Source organism: Kitasatospora sp. Ki12, assembly GCF_054601375.1.
Genome location: NZ_BAAIHT010000001.1, coordinates 1352962 through 1372073, shown reverse-complemented (window position 1 = coordinate 1372073; position 19112 = coordinate 1352962). Strand labels below are relative to the sequence as shown.

Genomic DNA, 19112 nt, shown 5'->3' with positions numbered 1-19112 from the left:
TGTGTCCCGTGCGCCGCGGCGGCGCCCGGGCCCGCGCCGACCGTCGTCCGGAATCCCGCTCGTGGGCGCTGCCAGTTCTGGACGTCCGGGCCGGTCGGTCGGTTCCCTCGCCCCTCCGGACCGGCCGTGATGCGGGGGGAGGGGCTTCCGCTTTTCCTCTACACGGGTGTAGAGATTCTATGCGGCGCGGAGTGCGCCCGCGAAGCGCGGATGTGTGGGTGTGCGGGGTGTGCGGTGACGGGCTCGGATCCGGACGGCGGCACGGATACACTGCACCGAGTAGTTTCATTGACGGGGTGAAGCAGTGGAGGAGTGGACCGTGGCGACGACGGGCGGAGCGGGACGGCCGGAGAAGCGCAAGGCGATCACCCTGGCCGCGATGGTGGTGTTCGGCCGCGAGGGCTACGTACGGGCCAGCATGGACGCGATCGCGGCCGAGGCCGGGGTCTCCAAACGCACGGTCTACAACCACTTCGGCGACAAGGAAGCCCTCTTCCTGTCGGTGGCGCTGCAGAACTCGGCCGAACTGACCGAGAAGATCAGGGACCTGATGGCGAAGTACCTCGACCGGGTGGTGGACCTGCGCCAGGACCTGGTCGACTTCGCGGTCGAGCGGGCCCGCGCCGTGCTGTCCGCCGGGGAGCACGGGGCGCTCGGCCGGGCGATCCGCGCCGAGGTGGCCAACATCCCGGCCGACGTCCTGGGGGCCTGGCTGGAAGCCGGGCCGATCGCCTCGCTGCGCGACCTCGCCGCACACTTCGAGGCCCTCACCGAGCGCGGGCTGCTCGCGGTCGAGGACGCCGCACTGGCCGCCGAGCAGTACACCCTGCTGACCTTCCACCCGGTCGCGGACCGCTCCTTCTGGGGCGCCCTCCCGGTGGCGGACGAGGAGGTCGAGCGGATCGCGGCGGTCGGCGTCGACGCCTTCCTGCGGATCCACGGCGCTCCGGCGCCGGCGGAAGGCTGACGCCAGAGGGCTGACGGCGGATGGCTAACGCCGGACGGGGGGCGGCAGTGCGCCGCCCCCCGTCCGGTGCCGTGATGGCTCACTTCCAGTTGAGGCCCTTGCCGAGGGTGTACGGGTCGCCCCAGTACTCGGCGCCCGCGACCTTGGAGGCCTCCGGGGACATCGCCACCGCGCAGGAGGTGGACGACTGGCCGTTGGTGAAGCCCTTGGGCAGCGAGTCGCTCTTGCACTTGGGGAAGGCGCCGATGATCATCAGCTCCTGCGCCTCGGTGCCGTCCGCCAGCAGGCCCTTCATGTGGTCGACGCTGGTGAAGGACAGGTCGGTGCTGCCGGCGTTGGTGACCTTGTAGTGGATGTAGTACGGCACCAGGCCCTTGGCCTTGTCGCCCAGCTTGAGCGAGGTGAGGTCCGCCGGGTCGCCCTTCTCGATCGAGGTGACCGCGAGTGCGATGGTGCCCTTGGTGCTGCCCGAGCTGAACGGGATGGTCACGGCGTCGCCGATCTTGACCGTGGTCCCGCCCGCCGGGGCGGAGCCGGCCGGAGCGGGCGCCGCGGCCGAGCCGGACGCCGCGCCGCCCGCCGGGGCGGAGGTCGGGGCGGCCGGGGTGATGGCACCGCCGGTGGGCGACGCGGCGGCGCTGGTGGCGGGCGCGGACGCCGCGGGCGGCGGGGTCGTCGCGGTGTCGGACGACGACGCGTCGTCGTTGCAGGCGGTCATGGTGAGCGTGCCGACCGAGGCCAGTGCGGCCAGGGCCAGGGCATGGCGATTGCTGCGGATGAGCTTCACGAGACGTCCCCCGTTTTCGCGGGCCACCGATCGACGGCCCTCCCGAGAGAACTTCATAGCGCAGCCCGGAGGTCCGGTGCCATGGCTTCGGCGTCCTCTTGACCGGTCCGTGACGACTCCCTCGCGGCACCGTGACAAGGGATATCGAGTCGTGATCAGGGGAAGAGGGCGGGGCGGGAGCGGGGCTGAGCCTCCGTTTGATCGTCGCCGTGCGATTCTGTCCGCCATGGTTGCGCAGATGATCGATCAGGCCCGTCGGCTGGTGGCCGACCGCTTCCCGGACGCGCTCGCCGTGCTGCTGGCCGGCTCCGCGGCGACCGGGACCGCCACCGCCACCAGCGACCTCGACCTCGCGGTCCTGGTCGCGGACGGCGGCGAGACCCACCGGGAGACCGTCCGCTTCGAAGGCCGTACGGTCGAGCTCTTCGTCCACACCGGGACCGGCCTCGCCGAGCTGTTCGCCGTCGACGCGGCCTCCCGCCGGGCCGTCCTCCAGCACATGTACGCCACCGGCCTCCTGCTGACCGACCCCGACGGCCACGGCGCCCGCGCCCGCGAGCGCGCCGGGGCCGACCTGCGCCAGGGCCCGCCCGCACTGGCCCCGGAGACCGTGGAGACCAAGCGCTACGGCCTGACCGACCTGCTGGACGACCTCGCCGACGCCGGGGACGACACGGAACGCCTGGCGATCGCCGCCGAGGTGCTCACCGCCGCCGCCGACCTGCTCTTCGACCACCACCGGGCCTGGACCGGCGTCGGCAAGTGGCTGCCCCGCCGCCTCCGCGAGGCCGACCCGGTCCTCGGCCCGGCCCTGGTCGACGGCCACCTGCGGCTGAGCCGGGACGGCGACCCGCGTCCGCTGGCCCGGGCGGCCCGTCAGGTCCTGGACCTGGCCGGCGGCCCGCTCTCGGAGGGCTACCGCCGCACCTGGCACGGCGCCATCGAGCGCACCGTCTAGGACCGTGCAGGACCGGCTACGAGGCGCTGAGCACCAGCTCGTTGTAGGTCGCGACGGTCGTGAAGCCCAGCCGCTCGTAGAGCCGGATCGCCGGGGCGTTGTCGGTGCGGACGTTGAGGCCCAGGTGGTCGGTGGTGGCGGCCAGCCGCCGGCACAGGGCGGTCACGCAGGCCCGGGCCAGGCCGCGGCCGCGGGCGTCGGGGTGGGTGGTCACGTTGCCGAGGACGGCGACCCGCTGGGCGGGCGAGTGGACGTGCACCCCGGCGACGGCCAGCAGCCGGCCGTTCGCGCGGACGCCGGTGTAGCCGCCGTTCGCGAGCATCCGCGGGTCGAACCAGGCCTCCGGGTAGGACGCGTCCAGCAGGGCCCGTACGGCGGCGAGGTCGTCCGAGGTCAACGGCTCGGCCCGGTAACCGGGTTCGGCCCCGTCCGCGGGTTCGGCGGGGAGCCGCTCGGTGAGCAGCATCCGCAGCAGTGGCGTCCGGCGCTCGACCGCGTAGTCGGGGGCGAGGGCCCGCTCGGCGCCGTCCGGCAGGCCGGCCGTGAAGCGGCGCGGCAGGAACGGCCGCAGGTCGCCCAGCAGCGCCTCCAGTGGCGGGACGTCGGCGGGCCGGGCGAAGGCGAGCAGGACCGGGGTGTCGCCGCCGCTGAAGAGCAGGGCGACCGGGCCGCCCTCGGCGGAGGCGGTGTACCAGGCGGTGTTGGCCCAGGTCGGGTCGGACAGGTCGCCGAGTTCGAAGAGGTGCAGCGCCGGATCGGTGCGGAACCGGGCGGCGAGCTCGGCGCGGTCGTGGAGGCTGATGAGGGGCACGCGGTCGAGGATAGGCCCGGCCCGTCCGGCCGCGTCCGGGTGCGCCGACGGCCCGGTCCGTCCGTCGGCGCCGACGGACGGACCGGGCCCGGCCGGTGGGTCAGAACCGCCAGCGCTGGGCGGGGTCGTTGCGGTCGCAGGACGTCATCGAGGTGTACTGGCCCGTCCCGTTGCTCTTGAGGCACTGCCCGTTGACCGCGCTGCGGACCAGGTACCAGCCCCGGTCCTCGTCGGTCAGCCGCCACTTCTGGTTGTCCGGCATCCCGTACTCGAACGGGCGGTTGAGCCCCTCCCAGCCGCCCGGGGCGTCCATCAGCCGGACGGCGCCCGAGCCGGTGTCGAGGTCGATGGTCTTGCCGGCGCCGCCGTGCGAGATGGCGCTGGTGCCGTCGCAGTAGCCCCAGATCATCCAACGCTGGGCGTCGGACCAGTCGTTGGCCGAGTAGACGCCGATCCGCTGGCCGTTGGCCTCGTTGTTGCCCGGCAGGTCGAGCACGCCGGTGGCGCCGTTGTAGACCTTCTCGGGGCTGGACAGGGCGGGCGCCAGCTCGCAGCCGGCGGCCTGCGCGGCCGGAGCGCCGGCGACGACCGCCCCCGCGACGGCCGCGACGGCGCCGAGCGAGGCGAGGACTCTGCGGGTACGGGTGATGCTCTTCACGGGTGTGCTCCTTCTGGTGTGGTGGAAGGCTTTCCGGTGCGTGGAAGGTCGGGTGTGGTGGACGGCTCCGGCGTCAGCCGCGCGGGACCCGGAGGGCGGCCCACTGCCGGGGGCCGGGGATGCCGTCGGCGTCGTCGCCGGAGTCGCCGAGCTTGTGCTGCCAGTTGCGGAAGGACTCGCGGTCGGCGTCGGACCACTCGGGCCCGGGGCCTTCGGCGTAGGCGGAGCAGCCCTCGGCGACGAGGCGCTCGCCCATCCGGGTGATGACCTCGCTGTTCTGGCCGTCGTGGAAGAAGTCGGCGCCGGGGAACGGCTCGTCGCCGTCGCCGTCGCCGCCGGAGTCGGCCGCCGGGGCGGTGCCACCGGCCGGGGTGCCGCCGCTCGTGGCCCCGCCGCTCGGGCTGTCCTCCGCGGAGGCTTCCTGGCCGAAGTAGATCGCCCCGGGCCGGTCCTTCCACTCCGGGTCGGCGAGGACGACGCCGCCGGCGAAGTCCGGGACGCCGTAGCCGTGGACCCAGTCCGAGCGGCGGTCCCGGGTCTTCATGTAGACGCCGTCGCCCTCGGCGCTGCCGCCGTCGTTGGTGTTGCCCTCGACGGTGGTGATGGTGGAGCTGGTGTAGGCGATGCAGATGCCGGTGTGGCTGCCGCCGCCGGGGCCGAAGAAGACCTGGCCGCCGATGACCGGGTACTCGGTGAAGCGGCCGCGCTCCGTGAACCAGGCGACGCCCTCCGCGCAGGAGGCGGTGACCGGGAAGAGCCCGGCGTTGCCGGACTGCTCGGCGCACCAGGCGACGAAGGTGGCGCACCAGGCCTCGCCCTGGGACCACTCCAGGCCGGCGACGGCGGGGGAGAACTTCTGGATGTTGTTCCAGTGCCCGCCGCTGCGACCCTCGTGGTAGCCGACCTCGTCTCGGGCGACGCGGATCAGGTCCGCCGCGTTCGAGGACATGGGTGTGGACTCCTTGTTGCTGGAAGGTTGCTGGAAGGGGGTTCGGTCGGGGGGAGGGGCTCAGGCCTGGCCGAAGGTCTGCACGTAGCGGCCCCAGTTGCCGCGCTGGCGGGGCGCGTAGCCGATGCCGATGCAGTTGTAGGCGGGGCTGAGGATGTTGTCCCGGTGGTGCGGGCTGTTCATCCACATCTGCATCGCCTCCGGCACGCTGTTGCCCGGGGTGACGTTCTCGGCGGAGGCGCGGGAGGAGAAGCCGGCGTCGCGGATGCGGTCCCAGGGGGAGCTGCCGTCGGTGCCGTCGTGCTGGGTGAGGTCGTGCGAGGCCATGTCGTTGGCGTGCCGCTGGGCGGCGGCGCTGAGGCGGTCGTCCAGGCGCAGTGCCGGGGCGCCGACGCGGCCGCGCTCGGCGTTGACGGCGTTCAGCATCTCGTTGCGGTAGTCACCGCCGCCGCCACCGGGCTGGGGCTGCGGCTGCGGCTGGGGCCGCTGCTGCTGGCCGCCGCCGCTGATGCCGCCGGCGGGGACGAGCTGCCAGCGCTGGGCCGGGTTGCCGCCGTCCTCCTTGCCCAGGGTGAGCGGGGCGCCGGGGGCGGACGCGGTGAGGAAGAGCGTGCCCTCGTCGCCGCGGGTGGTGCGGATGCGGATCCAGTCGTTGTCGACGGGCTCGAAGCACCAGTGCTGGTTGGGCTGGTTGTGCTCGTTGTACAGCCAGGCCTGGCCGGTGGAGTAGTTGTAGTCCATGACCATGGCCTGGCCGGGGGCGTGCCGGCCGACGGTCAGCTGGGTCTCCAGGAGGAAGCTGCCGTTCTCCTTGGCCCAGAAGGTCCAGCCCTGCGCGGTGGTGCCGTTGGAGCCCCAGGACTGGACGGCGGTGCCGGCGGCGGTCTGGCTGGAGCGGACGTCGGCGACCGTTCCGTTGGCGGACTTGAGCGTCCAGGTCTGGCCGTGCTGCGGGAGCGTGGGCATTGTCGCGCCTCTCGTCTGTGGTGTCGCCCCGGGCCGCTGTTCGCGGCGGCCCGGGGCCTGACGAGAGAGACGTTCCAGGAGTGCGGCAGACGGCCGGTCAACGCGCGTAGCCGGACGGCGCGTTGATGCCGTGTCTACCGGCCCAGCAGCCCCCTGACCTGCTCCGCTTCCTCCTCCAGCCCGAGCCGCTGGTAGATCTCCAGGGAGTCCGTCAGACAGGCCCGGGCCTGGCGTGGGCGGCCGAGGCCGTCGAGCGCGGTGCCGAGGGTGCGCAGCAGGGCGGCCTCCAGGGCGGCGCTGGTGCGGCGGGCGAGCGGGAGGACGGCTTCGGCGGCGTCGACGGCGAGCAGCCAGCGGCCGGCCTCGGCGTGGATGCGGGCGGCGAGGTCGCCGGACGCGGCGGCGAACACGGTCACCTGGAGGGCGGCGAACTCCTCCCGGGCCCCGACGGCGTGGTCGAGCGCCGCCTCCGGGTCGCCGCACAGCCGCAGCACCCGGGCCAGGTAGTAGCGGCCGGTCGCGGCGGAGACCGGGCCGGAGCCGCGCATCAGGCGGGCGCCGCGCTCGGCGGCGTCCCGCGCCTCGTCGAGCCGGCCGGTCTGGGCGGCGCTGAAGGCGAACTCGCCGAGCGCGCTGCCCTCGGAGCGTTCGGCGCCGAGGCGGTGGAACAGCTGGGCGGCGCGGCCGGCGTGGTCGGCGGCCTCGGCGTAGCGACCGTGGATGCGGGCGTTGCCGCCGAGGGTGAGCAGGGATTTGGCGAGCACGCGCTCGGTGGCCGGGGAGGTGCAGAGCTCGACGGCGCGGCGGATCGCCTCCTGCGACTCGGCGTAGCGGTTGACGTGCCAGAGCATGCTGCCGCGCACGTACGCGGCGAGGGCGAGCGGGCCGTGGTCGCCGCGCGCTTCGGCTTCCCGGCCGACCCGCTCGGCGAGGTCGGCGATGACGGTGGTCCGGGCGCGATCGGGGAGCACCGCGCCCATCCGGTCGGTGAGTTCGGCGGCGCGGTCGAGCGGCAGGTTCGGGTCGGCGCAGCTGAGGGCGATGGCGGCGGCGTGCACCTCGGCCTGCTCGCGCATCCAGCGCACCGCCTCGGCGCCGTCCGCGATCGCCCGGCCGGGGGAGTTCACCGGCGCGCCGAGCAGGCTGAGCTCGACCGGGTCGGCCTTGCGGGCGGCGAGGTCGGCGTTGCGGGCGGTGGCGAGGCAGAAGTCGACGAGCCGGTCGGCGGCGGCGGTGCGGTCGGCGGCGTCGTCCTCGGCGGCGAGCCGGCCGCGGGCGTAGGCGCGGACGAGGTCGTGGAAGCCGTAGCTGCCGAAGCGGGGGGAGTGCAGCAGGTTGAGGTCGACGAGGGTTTCGAGCAGTTCGTCGGTCTCGGCCTCGGTGCGGTCGAGCAGGACGGCGGCACAGGGCAGCGGGATGTCGGGGGCGTCGGGGAGGGCGAGCAGCCGGAAGGCGCGGGCGAGTTCGGCGTCGAGACGGTGGTAGGAGAGCGCGAAGCTGGCTTCCACGGTCCGTTCGCCGTCGCTGAGTTCGGCCAGCCGGTGCTCCCGGCGCAGCCCTTCGGCGAGGACGGCCAGGGTGAGCGCGGGGTCGGCGGCGAGCCGGGAGGCGACGATGCGGACGGCGAGCGGAAGCAGCCCGCAGGCCCGGACGATCTCCTCGGCGGCCTCGGGTTCGGCTGCGACGCGTCCGGCGCCGACGATGCGGGTGAGCAGTTCCAGTGCCTGGTCGGGCGGCAGCGTGTCCAGGCGGAGCTGGTGGGCCCCGGCGAGGCCGGCCAGCCGGTGGCGGCTGGTGATGAGGACGGCGCAGCCGGCCGAGCCCGGCAGCAGCGGGTCGACGTGGCCGGGTGTGGCGGCGTTGTCGAGGACGACCAGGACGCGTCGGCCGGCCAGCGCCGAGCGGTAGAGCGCGCTGCGCTCGCCGGTGTCCGGGGGGATCTCGGCGGGGGCGACACCGAGGGCGCGCAGGAAGCCGGCGAGGACGGTGCCGGGGTCGGGCGGGGTGTGGTCGGCGCCGCGCAGGTCGGCGAAGAGCTGCCCGTCGGGGAAGCGGTCGCGGACCATGCGGGCCACGTGCACGGCGAGGGTGGTCTTGCCGACGCCGCCCATGCCGTCCAGCGCGGAGACCACGACGGCCCGCCCGCCGGCGTCGGCGAGGCGGTCGGTGAGGGCCTCGACCTCCTCGGCGCGTCCGGTGAAGTCGGGCAGGTCGGAGGGGAGCTGGTCGGGTGCCTGCCAGGTGTCGGCGGCGGGCTCGGCCGGGGTGGCGGAGACCGCGGCGGGCAGCAGGGAGGCGTCCTCGCGCAGGATGCGCAGCTGTACGGCGGCCGGGCCGTCGGCGTCCCCCGGCCGCGTCGTCCGGGGGGCCTCGGGCAGCGCCGCCCGGGCGTCCTCGTACACGGCGAGCGCCTCGGCCTTGCGGCCGGACTGGTAGAGGGCACGCATCAGGACGGCGGTGAGCCGGGGCCGGCCGGGGTGTTCCAGGGCGAGGGCGGCGGCCTCGGCGGTCAGGTCGGTGCGGTCGCCGAGGTCGGCGTCCAGCTCCAGCTGGGTCTCCTTGGCCTGGATCCGCTGCTCGGTGAGCCGGGCCCGGACGGCCTCGGCGTGCGGCCCGGGCAGCCCGGCGAGCGGCTCGCCGACCCACAGCCGCTGGGCGCGGTGCAGGACCTCCCGCACCTCCCGCGGTGGCGCCTGCTGCTCGTGGAGCCGTCCGGTCTCGGCCAGTAGCGCCTCCCAGTCGGCGGTGTCGACCTCGGCCCGGGGCGCCTTGAGCGCGTAACCGTCGCCGATCCGGACCAGCGGCATCCGCTCCGGATCGTCCCCGCTGTACGGGCGGAACGCGGTGCGCAGCCGGGAGACGGCGAGCTGGACGGCCTTGCGCGGGTCGGCCGGCGCGGCCCCGCCCCACACCCCCTCGACCAGCACCGGAACCGCCACCGCGCGCCCGGCGGCCTCCAGCAGGACGGCGAGCACGGCCCGCTGCTGCGGCCTGCCCAACTCCAGCTCCTGCTCCCCGTACCAGGCCCGCAGCGGCCCCAGCAGCCCGAACCGCAGCCCGGCGCCCCCCATGTCACCCATGTGATCCGTCCCGAAAGTCGTCTCGCGCCGGGATTCCGCCACTTCCGTCCGGACAGCGGCGCCCCCTGTCCCGGCGGCCTATGCTCTGTCACAGATTGTGCACCGGATTCCGAGCTTCGAGGGGTGGGCCGTGCGGCTCGAGTTCCGCGTGCTGGGGCCGTTGTGCGCCCGGTGCGACGGCCGTGAGGTCGAGCTCGGCCGTCCGCAGCAGCGGGCGGTGCTGGCCGCGCTGCTGCTCGCCCCGGGGCAGCTGGTGCCGACGGACCGGCTGGTCGAGGGCCTGTGGGGGGAGGACGACACCCGCTGGCCGAAGGACCCGGCGGGGCAGATCGGCACCCATGTGCACCGGCTGCGCCGTGCCCTCGGCGAGCCCGGGCTGCTGGTCGCCGCGGCCGGTGGCTACCGGCTGGCGGTGCCCCGCGAGGCGGTGGACCTGTTCCGCTACGAGGGCACGGTGACGGAGGCCGTCGCGCTGCGTCACCGGGATCCGGCCCGGGCGAGGGAGGCCCTGGCGGCCGCGCTCGGGGCGTGGCAGGGCGTCCGAGCGCTGGACGGCGTGCCCGGGCCGTTCGCCGAGCGGACCCGGGAGCGGCTGGCGGCCGGGCGGCTCGCCGTGGAGAAGACGCTGCTGGACCTGGACCTGGCGCTCGGCCGACACGCCGACGCGGTGGAGCCGCTGGCCTGGCTGGCCGCCGCGCACCCGCAGGACGAGGAGGTGCACCGGCTGCACCTGCTGGCGCTGCACCGCTGCGGGCGTACGGCGGAGGCGCTGGCGGCGTACGAGGCGCTGCGGGAGCGGCTGGACGGGGAACTGGGGCTCGAACCGGCGCCGGCGGTGGCCGAGCTGGCCGAGCGGATCCGGCGTGGGGAGACGCCGGTGCTGTTGCTGCGGCGGCTGCCGAGGCCCGGCCAGCTGCCGCCGGACATCCCCGACCTGGTGGGGCGGGCCGGGCTGGCGCGGCGGGCGGAGCAGGCGCTGCGGGCGGCCGGGGGCCTGTCGGTGGTCGGGGGCTTGTCGGTGGTCGGGGATGCGCCGGTGTCGTCGGTGGTCGAGGGTTCGCCGGTGGTCGAGGGTTCGCCGGTGGTCGGGCTGTCGGGTCCGGCGGGCTGCGGTGCGTCGGCGCTGGCGGTGCACGTCGGGCATGCCGTCCAGGACGCCTTCCCGGACGGGCAGCTGTACGCGAGCGGTGGCGAGGCGGACGCGGTGCTCGCGGGGTTTCTGCGAGCCCTGGGGGAACGTCCCGCGGGTTCCGCCCCGATCGGCGAGCTGACCGCGCAGTACCGGGCGGCGCTGGCCGGGCGGCGGGTGCTGGTGGTGCTCGACGAGGTGGCCGACCCCACCCCGCTGCTGCCCGCCGTACCCGGCTGCGCGGCGGTGGTCACGGGCGCGGCCCCGGAGACGTTGCCCGCCGAGGCGGTCCGGCTGACGGTCGGACCGCTGGAACCGAACGACGCCCACGAGCTGCTGGCGCGGATCGTGGGCGTCGAGCGGATCAGCCGGGAGCCGGCCGCGGTGACCGAGCTGGCCGGCCTCTGCGGCTACCTGCCCGTTCTGCTGCGGACGGCGGCGACGCGGCTCGCGGCCCGGCCCCGGTGGTCGGTGGCGGACCTGGTGAGGTGGCTCGCCGAGCGCGGGTGAGGGCCGGGGCGCGGGCGGCGGTCAGTACAGGTCGGAGCTGTTCAGCGTGTTCCAGTTGGAGCTGCCGCCGCTCTCGAAGCCGTCCGTGATGTTGACGGCGACGCCGCCATAGCCCCAGACCACCAGGGAGGCGTGCTGGAACTTGTTGCTCTTGAACGTGTTGCTGGCCCAGCAGACGCGGTCGCCCGCGCCGTAGACGACGAAGTTGCCGTCACCCTGCATGATCGCCTTCTGGCCGCAGCCCCAGGTTCGCGGCGCGATCCACTTCGCGTAGGACGGTGCGCCCACGGGGGTCCGGTAGACGACGAGGTTGCCGTCGGTCTGGAGGATCAGCCGGGTGTAGCCGGTTTCGATGTACTGGCCCTGGTAGAGCACCCCGGGCTCGCTCATGCTGGCCCTGGGGAGGTCCTCCGGTGCGTCGGCATGCGCGGTCCCCGCCGACACCATCGTCCCGGCCAGTGCCAGCAGGCCGGCCGTGGTCCCGAGTGCCGTGCGCCGCAGAGTCTTCGTCGCCTTCATGTCCCCGTGCTGCCTCTCTCGTACGTCGGCACCCGCCTTCGCGTCTGGCGCCCTCTGGTCCTGATCATGGACGACGGCGGTAGACGTTCGATGAACGTTCCGTTGAGGCGGGAGCGGTTTGGCCCGCGGGCGAAGTGGGAGTACTGTTCTCTAGTCGCTCGGCAGGGAGCACCGGACACGCGTCAGCGCGGACGGTCCCGGGGCGGCCAATCCTCTGAAACACCACTTCCCAGGTTCGGGCTGGGTTGCGTTCGCGTTTTCGCGTCGTGACTCCGTGTGTATTTGGCATGTTCGTTTTATTGGATTGCGGTCGATTCGCCTTTCGGGGCAGGGATCGGCTAGAGTTTGAAACGTCGGACGGGGCGTCAAGCCGCAGAAGACACCGGCGAGTTGGATGAGGAAGCCCGGAAACGGGGCGGAAAACATCTGATAAGCTGGAAACACGAAAGAACGAAGCCCGGAGGGCCTGCTGGAAGGCAGTCCGAAGGAAGCGTCCGTTCCTTGAGAACTCAACAGCGTGCCAAAAGTCAACGCCAGATATGTTGACATCCCCGGCCTCAGATTGTTCTGGGGTTGGAGATTCCTTTTGAAGTAAAACACTAGCGAGGACGCAGTGCGCGGGATCACCCTATTCCGGTGGTTGCCGTGCCGCTCAACGCGGGTGTGAACCGGATTACCGGTATACATTCACGGAGAGTTTGATCCTGGCTCAGGACGAACGCTGGCGGCGTGCTTAACACATGCAAGTCGAACGGTGAAGCCCTTCGGGGTGGATCAGTGGCGAACGGGTGAGTAACACGTGGGCAATCTGCCCTGCACTCTGGGACAAGCCCTGGAAACGGGGTCTAATACCGGATATGACCTTCCTCCGCATGGGGGTTGGTGTAAAGCTCCGGCGGTGCAGGATGAGCCCGCGGCCTATCAGCTTGTTGGTGGGGTAATGGCCTACCAAGGCGACGACGGGTAGCCGGCCTGAGAGGGCGACCGGCCACACTGGGACTGAGACACGGCCCAGACTCCTACGGGAGGCAGCAGTGGGGAATATTGCACAATGGGCGAAAGCCTGATGCAGCGACGCCGCGTGAGGGATGACGGCCTTCGGGTTGTAAACCTCTTTCAGCAGGGAAGAAGCGCAAGTGACGGTACCTGCAGAAGAAGCACCGGCTAACTACGTGCCAGCAGCCGCGGTAATACGTAGGGTGCGAGCGTTGTCCGGAATTATTGGGCGTAAAGAGCTCGTAGGCGGCCTGTCGCGTCGGATGTGAAAGCCCGGGGCTTAACCCCGGGTCTGCATTCGATACGGGCAGGCTAGAGTGTGGTAGGGGAGATCGGAATTCCTGGTGTAGCGGTGAAATGCGCAGATATCAGGAGGAACACCGGTGGCGAAGGCGGATCTCTGGGCCATTACTGACGCTGAGGAGCGAAAGCGTGGGGAGCGAACAGGATTAGATACCCTGGTAGTCCACGCCGTAAACGTTGGGAACTAGGTGTTGGCGACATTCCACGTCGTCGGTGCCGCAGCTAACGCATTAAGTTCCCCGCCTGGGGAGTACGGCCGCAAGGCTAAAACTCAAAGGAATTGACGGGGGCCCGCACAAGCAGCGGAGCATGTGGCTTAATTCGACGCAACGCGAAGAACCTTACCAAGGCTTGACATATGCCGGAAACACCTGGAGACAGGTGCCCCCTTGTGGTCGGTATACAGGTGGTGCATGGTTGTCGTCAGCTCGTGTCGTGAGATGTTGGGTTAAGTCCCGCAACGAGCGCAACCCTTGTTCTGTGTTGCCAGCATGCCTTTCGGGGTGATGGGGACTCACAGGAGACTGCCGGGGTCAACTCGGAGGAAGGTGGGGACGACGTCAAATCATCATGCCCCTTATGTCTTGGGCTGCACACGTGCTACAATGGTCGGTACAAAGGGCTGCGATGCCGCGAGGCGGAGCGAATCCCAAAAAGCCGGCCTCAGTTCGGATTGGGGTCTGCAACTCGACCCCATGAAGTTGGAGTTGCTAGTAATCGCAGATCAGCATGCTGCGGTGAATACGTTCCCGGGCCTTGTACACACCGCCCGTCACGTCACGAAAGTCGGTAACACCCGAAGCCGGTGGCCTAACCCGTAAGGGGAGGAGCCGTCGAAGGTGGGACCAGCGATTGGGACGAAGTCGTAACAAGGTAGCCGTACCGGAAGGTGCGGCTGGATCACCTCCTTTCTAAGGAGCACATGGCCGCTTGCAGGCGAATGTTCTGCACGGTCGCTCATGGGTGGAACGTTGACTATTCGGCACAGCTCGTAAGGGCCTGTTAGTACTGCTTCGGCGTGGAAAACAGAGCACTGCGGGTGTGTCGGGCACGTTGTTGGGTCCTGAGGGAACGGGTAACCGTTGTCTCAGTGCCGGCCTCACTCGAGGCACTCTTCGGAGTGTTGAGGGTGTGTGACTGGTCGTTGTTTGAGAACTGCACAGTGGACGCGAGCATCTGTGGCCAAGTTTTTAAGGGCGCACGGTGGATGCCTTGGCACTAGGAACCGATGAAGGACGTGGGAGGCCGCGATAGGCCCCGGGGAGCTGTCAACCGAGCTTTGATCCGGGGGTGTCCGAATGGGGAAACCCGGCAGTCGTCATGGGCTGTCACCCGCTGCTGAACACATAGGCAGTGTGGAGGGAACGCGGGGAAGTGAAACATCTCAGTACCCGCAGGAAGAGAAAACAACCGTGATTCCGGGAGTAGTGGCGAGCGAAACTGGATGAGGCTAAACCGTATTGGTGTGAGACCCGGCAGGGGTTGCCAATGCGGGGTCGTGGGATTTTTCTTGATCGGTCTGCCGGCCGGTCGGCGAGTCAGAAACCGTATGGGTAGTCGAAGGACATGCGAAAGGTCCGGCGTAGAGGGTAAGACCCCCGTAGACGAAATCTGTACGGCTCGTTTGAAGAACTCCCAAGTAGCACGGGGCCCGAGAAATCCCGTGTGAATCTGGCGGGACCACCCGCTAAGCCTAAATATTCCCTAGTGACCGATAGCGGATAGTACCGTGAGGGAATGGTGAAAAGTACCGCGGGAGCGGAGTGAAATAGTACCTGAAACCGTGTGCCTACAAGCCGTGGGAGCGTCGTTCATCAGCTTGCTGGTGGGCCGTGACTGCGTGCCTTTTGAAGAATGAGCCTGCGAGTTTGCGGTGTGTAGCGAGGTTAACCCGTGTGGGGTAGCCGTAGCGAAAGCGAGTCCGAATAGGGCGACCCAGTTGCATGCCCAAGACCCGAAGCGGAGTGATCTAGCCATGGGCAGGTTGAAGCGCGGGTAAGACCGTGTGGAGGACCGAACCCACCAGGGTTGAAAACCTGGGGGATGACCTGTGGTTAGGGGTGAAAGGCCAATCAAACTCCGTGATAGCTGGTTCTCCCCGAAATGCATTTAGGTGCAGCGTCACGTGTTTCTTGCCGGAGGTAGAGCACTGGATAGGCGATGGGCCTTACCGGGTTACTGACCTTAGCCAAACTCCGAATGCCGGTAAGTGAGAGCGTGGCAGTGAGACTGTGGGGGATAAGCTCCATGGTCGAGAGGGAAACAGCCCAGAACACCGACTAAGGTCCCTAAGCGTGTGCTAAGTGGGAAAGGATGTGGAGTCGCAGAGACAACCAGGAGGTTGGCTTAGAAGCAGCCACCCTTGAAAGAGTGCGTAATAGCTCACTGGTCAAGTGATTCCGCGCCGACAATGTAGCGGGGCTCAAGCACATCACCGAAGTCGTGTCATTGCAGCATATAGGGCCAACGCCTGCTGTGATGGGTAGGGGAGCGTCGTGTGCCGGGTGAAGCGGCGGTGGAAACCAGTCGTGGACGGTATACGAGTGAGAATGCAGGCATGAGTAGCGATACAAGAGTGGGAAACTCTTGCGCCGATTGACCAAGGGTTCCTGGGTCAAGCTGATCTGCCCAGGGTAAGTCGGGACCTAAGGCGAGGCCGACAGGCGTAGTCGATGGACAACGGGTTGATATTCCCGTACCCGCTTTGAAGCGCCAACGTCGAACCAGGTGATGCTAAGGCCGTGAAGCCGTCCCGGAGCCTTCGGGCAAAGGGAAGTGGTGGAGCCGCCGGTCCAAGTCTGTAGTAGGTGAGCGATGGGGTGACGCAGGAAGGTAGTCCAGCCCGGGCGGTGGTAGTCCCGGGGTAAGGGTGTAGGCCGAGTGATAGGCAAATCCGTCACTCATTAAGGCTGAGACCTGATGCCGAGCCGATTGTGGTGAAGTGGATGATCCTATGCTGTCGAGAAAAGCCTCTAGCGAGTTTCATGGCGGCCCGTACCCCAAACCGACTCAGGTGGTCAGGTAGAGAATACCGAGGCGTTCGGGTGAACTATGGTTAAGGAACTCGGCAAAATGCCCCCGTAACTTCGGGAGAAGGGGGGCCATTCCTGGTGATGGGTCTTGCACCTTGAGCTGGGGGTGGCCGCAGAGACCAGCGAGAAGCGACTGTTTACTAAAAACACAGGTCCGTGCGAAGCCGTAAGGCGATGTATACGGACTGACGCCTGCCCGGTGCTGGAACGTTAAGGGGACCGGTTAGCTCCATTTCGGTGGGGCGAAGCTGAGAACTTAAGCGCCAGTAAACGGCGGTGGTAACTATAACCATCCTAAGGTAGCGAAATTCCTTGTCGGGTAAGTTCCGACCTGCACGAATGGCGTAACGACTTCTCGACTGTCTCAACCATAGGCCCGGTGAAATTGCATTACGAGTAAAGATGCTCGTTTCGCGCAGCAGGACGGAAAGACCCCGGGACCTTTACTATAGCTTGATATTGGTGTTCGGTTCGGCTTGTGTAGGATAGGTGGGAGACTTTGAAGCAGCAACGCCAGTTGTTGTGGAGTCGCCGTTGAAATACCACTCTGGTCGTGCTGGATGTCTAACCTGGGTCCGTGATCCGGATCAGGGACAGTGTCTGGTGGGTAGTTTAACTGGGGCGGTTGCCTCCTAAAGGGTAACGGAGGCGCCCAAAGGTTCCCTCAGCCTGGTTGGCAATCAGGTGTTGAGTGTAAGTGCACAAGGGAGCTTGACTGTGAGACTGACGGGTCGAGCAGGTACGAAAGTAGGGACTAGTGATCCGGCGGTGGCTTGTGGAAGCGCCGTCGCTCAACGGATAAAAGGTACCCCGGGGATAACAGGCTGATCTTCCCCAAGAGTCCATATCGACGGGATGGTTTGGCACCTCGATGTCGGCTCGTCGCATCCTGGGGCTGGAGTAGGTCCCAAGGGTTGGGCTGTTCGCCCATTAAAGCGGTACGCGAGCTGGGTTTAGAACGTCGTGAGACAGTTCGGTCCCTATCCGCTGTGCGCGTAGGAGTGTTGAGAAGGGCTGTCCCTAGTACGAGAGGACCGGGACGGACGAACCTCTGGTGTGCCAGTTGTCCTGCCAAGGGCATGGCTGGTTGGCTACGTTCGGGAGGGATAACCGCTGAAAGCATCTAAGCGGGAAGCCTGCTTCGAGATGAGCACTCCCACCTCCTTGAGAGGGTAAGGCTCCCAGTAGACGACTGGGTTGATAGGCCGGATATGGAAGCCCTGTAAGGGGTGGAGTTGACCGGTACTAATAGGCCGAGGGCTTGTCCTCAGTTGCTCGCGTCCACTGTGTTGTTCTGAAACAACGACCCACCCGAATTCTTGGTCGGGTGTCGGTTGACAGTTTCATAGTGTTTCGGTGGTCATAGCGTGAGGGAAACGCCCGGTTACATTCCGAACCCGGAAGCTAAGCCTCACAGCGCCGATGGTACTGCAGGGGGGACCCTGTGGGAGAGTAGGACGCCGCCGAACAATCATTCAGAAGAACCCCCATCCGGATCCCGGATGGGGGTTCTTCGCGTTTCCCGGCCGAAAGGGGGCCGGCGCGGGTAGGTTCGGCTGGTGACTGCTGAAACCCTGCGTGAGCTCCACGAGCCTGAGTACGACGGCATTTGGCGTCGTTTCGATGCCGGGTTCGGCTTTCGGCCCAGCACGACCACCTTCCCCGGCATCTCGGAGCCCTCGCCGTCGGTCACCTGGAGCCTCGATGCGCTGGACGACGACCCGGAGTACCTGAAGCTCGACCGCCTGGTCGAGGTGGTGCAGGACGGGCTCACGAAGTGCAGTGCGCCCGCGGAGTCGTTGTGGACCCTGGACTGGCAGCACACCTGCTACCGGCTCCGCCCCGACCTTCAGGGGAAGGAGCAGTGGTCGCTCAGCCCGTATCCGGACGGGGACTACTACATCTATCTCGCGGACGATCTCCGGTTCGGAACCTTTGGCCATCCCTGGGAGCACACGCTCTGCGTGTTCGGCGCTGAACTCCTGGACGAGATCGAGGAGAAGGTCGACGAACTGCTCCAGCGGGTCGTCCGCCGCGACGGCCGGCCCGTGCGGTGAGGAACGACTCCGCCCGCTCGCCGAAGCGGCGAGCGGGCGGGGGGTGGACCTCAGACGAGGTGGTCGAACTCGCCGGCCTTGGCTCCGAGGACGAACACGCGGAGCTTGGCGGTCGAGGTGGTGATGATGACGCCTGGGTCGTCGGATTCACGGAGATGACGGACATCGTTGCCTCCGGAAGCCAGCTCAACACAGGTAGTGCCGCCGTCAGCGTCGCTAAAGGATGACTTCTGCCAGAGGAGCTGGGACATCGAGTGCCCTTTCAGTGCTGGAGTTCGTAGAGAAGGTGTTGAAGGAGCCCCCAAGAATCGCGAGAGTGGGCCTCGCGACGGGGCCTGGTGATGTCGACGGCAGGGAGAGCAAGATCCCTGATCTCTTGAAACTTCTGGTGGTACGCCACCACGTCCTCAGGGTCACCAAGGTGATGGGCTCGCTTCGGTCCATCCAAGATGATGGTTGAGAGAGCAGTGCACCCAGGGTTGCAGATCAGGAATGTGCCCGCGAAGGGAGCCCTTCCAGGGGCGTCGAACGTCAAGATCTCAATCGTGACATTGGGAAGTTCTGCCATGTCAACGAGATGATGCAACTGCTCGCGCATGACTGCCTTACCGGCGAACTGCATCCGGAGGGCTGCCTCATGGATGACAAAGCGAAATTGCCGCTGCCTGCTGTCGGTGACGATTCGTTGGCGTTGCAGGCGGAACTCGACGGCTGTTGCTGTATCCCAGCGTCCGTCCTTGTAGGCGTCTTTGTAGATGGCCTCGACGTAGCCCGGAACTTGCAGCGTTCCAGGGATGTGTAGAGCATCGAAGACCGCGAAGGACTCTGCTCTGTCTTCTACCTCTGCCAGGTCCAAGGACAGGTCAGGCACCTTGCCCTCGAAGCTGCTCCACCAACCCTTGCCGGTGCTTCGTCCGATCTCGGCAAGAATCCTGCGATAGGTCGAATCCGTGCAGCCGTAGGCGTCGAGCCAGATCTCAAGACGCTCGGGGTTGAGGGTGATCCGGCCTGCTTCAGTGTGGCTGACCGCCGGACCCTTCATACCAACAAGCGCACCAGCTTCCGGCGCAGACAGCCCAGCTGCCGCGCGCAGGCGCTGTAGCTCCTCACCGAACCGGCGCTGCCGCTGGCTGATTGGTCCCTTGTATCCCACGATCGTCCCTTCCCTGTTGGCGCAGTCTTGCGCACAACCCACCGGGGATGCCACCAACGGGTGAGTCTCGCCGATCTGCTTGCAACATTGCTATCAGCGCCCCTACTCTCAGTGTTGCACCGATCACATGACGGAGTGTCAGTAACGCCTGCTTTTCGCACCGCAGAGCAGCCTCACCGGGCCTTGCTCACGGCGACTCTCCGTCGATCACCCCTCCTCTCCCTTTCCTGGGGGTCT

General features: G+C 68.4%; 13 protein-coding genes and 3 rRNA genes. 7 read left to right on the top strand and 9 right to left on the bottom strand.

What is annotated here, in order from left to right:
* Positions 1-319 precede the first annotated feature (319 nt).
* A complete protein-coding gene (locus tag ACYP53_RS05835; RefSeq protein WP_229928867.1) occupies positions 320-967 on the top strand; it encodes a TetR/AcrR family transcriptional regulator in 648 nt (215 codons plus the stop codon).
* Positions 968-1046: 79 nt separating this feature from the next.
* Here ACYP53_RS05835 and ACYP53_RS05830 read toward each other — a convergent pair whose 3' ends face one another.
* Positions 1047-1754, bottom strand: coding sequence for a hypothetical protein (locus tag ACYP53_RS05830; RefSeq protein WP_459646804.1), 708 nt, complete (start codon positions 1752-1754; stop codon positions 1047-1049).
* 238 nt (positions 1755-1992) lie between these two features.
* On the opposite strand from ACYP53_RS05830, the gene ACYP53_RS05825 reads away from it, so the two are divergent.
* Positions 1993-2712, top strand: a complete 720-nt coding sequence (locus ACYP53_RS05825) for a nucleotidyltransferase domain-containing protein (RefSeq protein ID WP_229928868.1) — start codon at positions 1993-1995, stop codon at positions 2710-2712.
* Between the two features lie 16 nt (positions 2713-2728).
* Here the strand turns inward: ACYP53_RS05825 and ACYP53_RS05820 are convergent, their stop codons facing one another.
* From ACYP53_RS05820 to ACYP53_RS05800, 5 genes are all read right to left on the bottom strand, one after another.
* On the bottom strand, positions 2729-3523 hold the full coding sequence (locus ACYP53_RS05820; RefSeq protein WP_459646803.1) for a GNAT family N-acetyltransferase: 795 nt from the start codon (positions 3521-3523) through the stop codon (positions 2729-2731).
* 100 nt (positions 3524-3623) lie between these two features.
* Entirely contained in the window at positions 3624-4181 is a 558-nt protein-coding gene (locus ACYP53_RS05815) for an RICIN domain-containing protein (protein WP_189920100.1), read from the bottom strand.
* A 73-nt stretch (positions 4182-4254) separates the two neighbouring features.
* A complete protein-coding gene (locus ACYP53_RS05810; protein ID WP_459646802.1) occupies positions 4255-5130 on the bottom strand; it encodes a peptidoglycan-binding protein in 876 nt (291 codons plus the stop codon).
* Positions 5131-5190: 60 nt separating this feature from the next.
* Complete coding sequence (locus tag ACYP53_RS05805) at positions 5191-6096, bottom strand: CAP domain-containing protein (RefSeq protein ID WP_459646801.1); 906 nt, start codon at positions 6094-6096, stop codon at positions 5191-5193.
* Between the two features lie 134 nt (positions 6097-6230).
* Complete coding sequence (locus ACYP53_RS05800) at positions 6231-9176, bottom strand: AfsR/SARP family transcriptional regulator (RefSeq protein WP_459646800.1); 2946 nt, start codon at positions 9174-9176, stop codon at positions 6231-6233.
* A gap of 130 nt (positions 9177-9306) precedes the next feature.
* Between ACYP53_RS05800 and ACYP53_RS05795 the strand changes: the two genes are divergently transcribed.
* Positions 9307-10815 carry an AfsR/SARP family transcriptional regulator gene (locus tag ACYP53_RS05795; RefSeq protein ID WP_459646799.1) on the top strand — a complete coding sequence of 503 codons (1509 nt, stop codon included), beginning with the start codon at positions 9307-9309 and terminating at the stop codon, positions 10813-10815.
* Between the two features lie 21 nt (positions 10816-10836).
* Here ACYP53_RS05795 and ACYP53_RS05790 read toward each other — a convergent pair whose 3' ends face one another.
* Positions 10837-11334 (bottom strand): hypothetical protein, encoded by a 498-nt coding sequence (locus tag ACYP53_RS05790; RefSeq protein WP_189920110.1) that lies wholly within the window; start codon positions 11332-11334, stop codon positions 10837-10839.
* 686 nt (positions 11335-12020) lie between these two features.
* On the opposite strand from ACYP53_RS05790, the gene ACYP53_RS05785 reads away from it, so the two are divergent.
* The 4 genes from ACYP53_RS05785 to ACYP53_RS05770 all read left to right on the top strand — a co-directional run bounded on the left by ACYP53_RS05785 (position 12021) and on the right by ACYP53_RS05770 (position 17722).
* Positions 12021-13544 (top strand): 16S ribosomal RNA (locus ACYP53_RS05785).
* 269 nt (positions 13545-13813) lie between these two features.
* Positions 13814-16934: ribosomal RNA gene (locus ACYP53_RS05780) — 23S ribosomal RNA — on the top strand.
* Positions 16935-17017: 83 nt separating this feature from the next.
* Positions 17018-17134: ribosomal RNA gene (gene rrf / locus ACYP53_RS05775) — 5S ribosomal RNA — on the top strand.
* Together the 16S, 23S and 5S rRNA genes form the textbook arrangement of a ribosomal RNA operon.
* A gap of 90 nt (positions 17135-17224) precedes the next feature.
* A complete protein-coding gene (locus tag ACYP53_RS05770) occupies positions 17225-17722 on the top strand; it encodes a DUF2716 domain-containing protein (protein ID WP_459646798.1) in 498 nt (165 codons plus the stop codon).
* Positions 17723-17772: 50 nt separating this feature from the next.
* On the opposite strand, the gene ACYP53_RS05765 is transcribed toward ACYP53_RS05770, so the two are convergent.
* Both ACYP53_RS05765 and ACYP53_RS05760 read right to left on the bottom strand, forming a co-directional pair.
* Positions 17773-17973, bottom strand: a complete 201-nt coding sequence (locus ACYP53_RS05765) for a DUF397 domain-containing protein (RefSeq protein ID WP_459646797.1) — start codon at positions 17971-17973, stop codon at positions 17773-17775.
* A gap of 11 nt (positions 17974-17984) precedes the next feature.
* Positions 17985-18875 carry a helix-turn-helix domain-containing protein gene (locus tag ACYP53_RS05760; RefSeq protein ID WP_459646796.1) on the bottom strand — a complete coding sequence of 297 codons (891 nt, stop codon included), beginning with the start codon at positions 18873-18875 and terminating at the stop codon, positions 17985-17987.
* Positions 18876-19112: the final 237 nt, after the last annotated feature.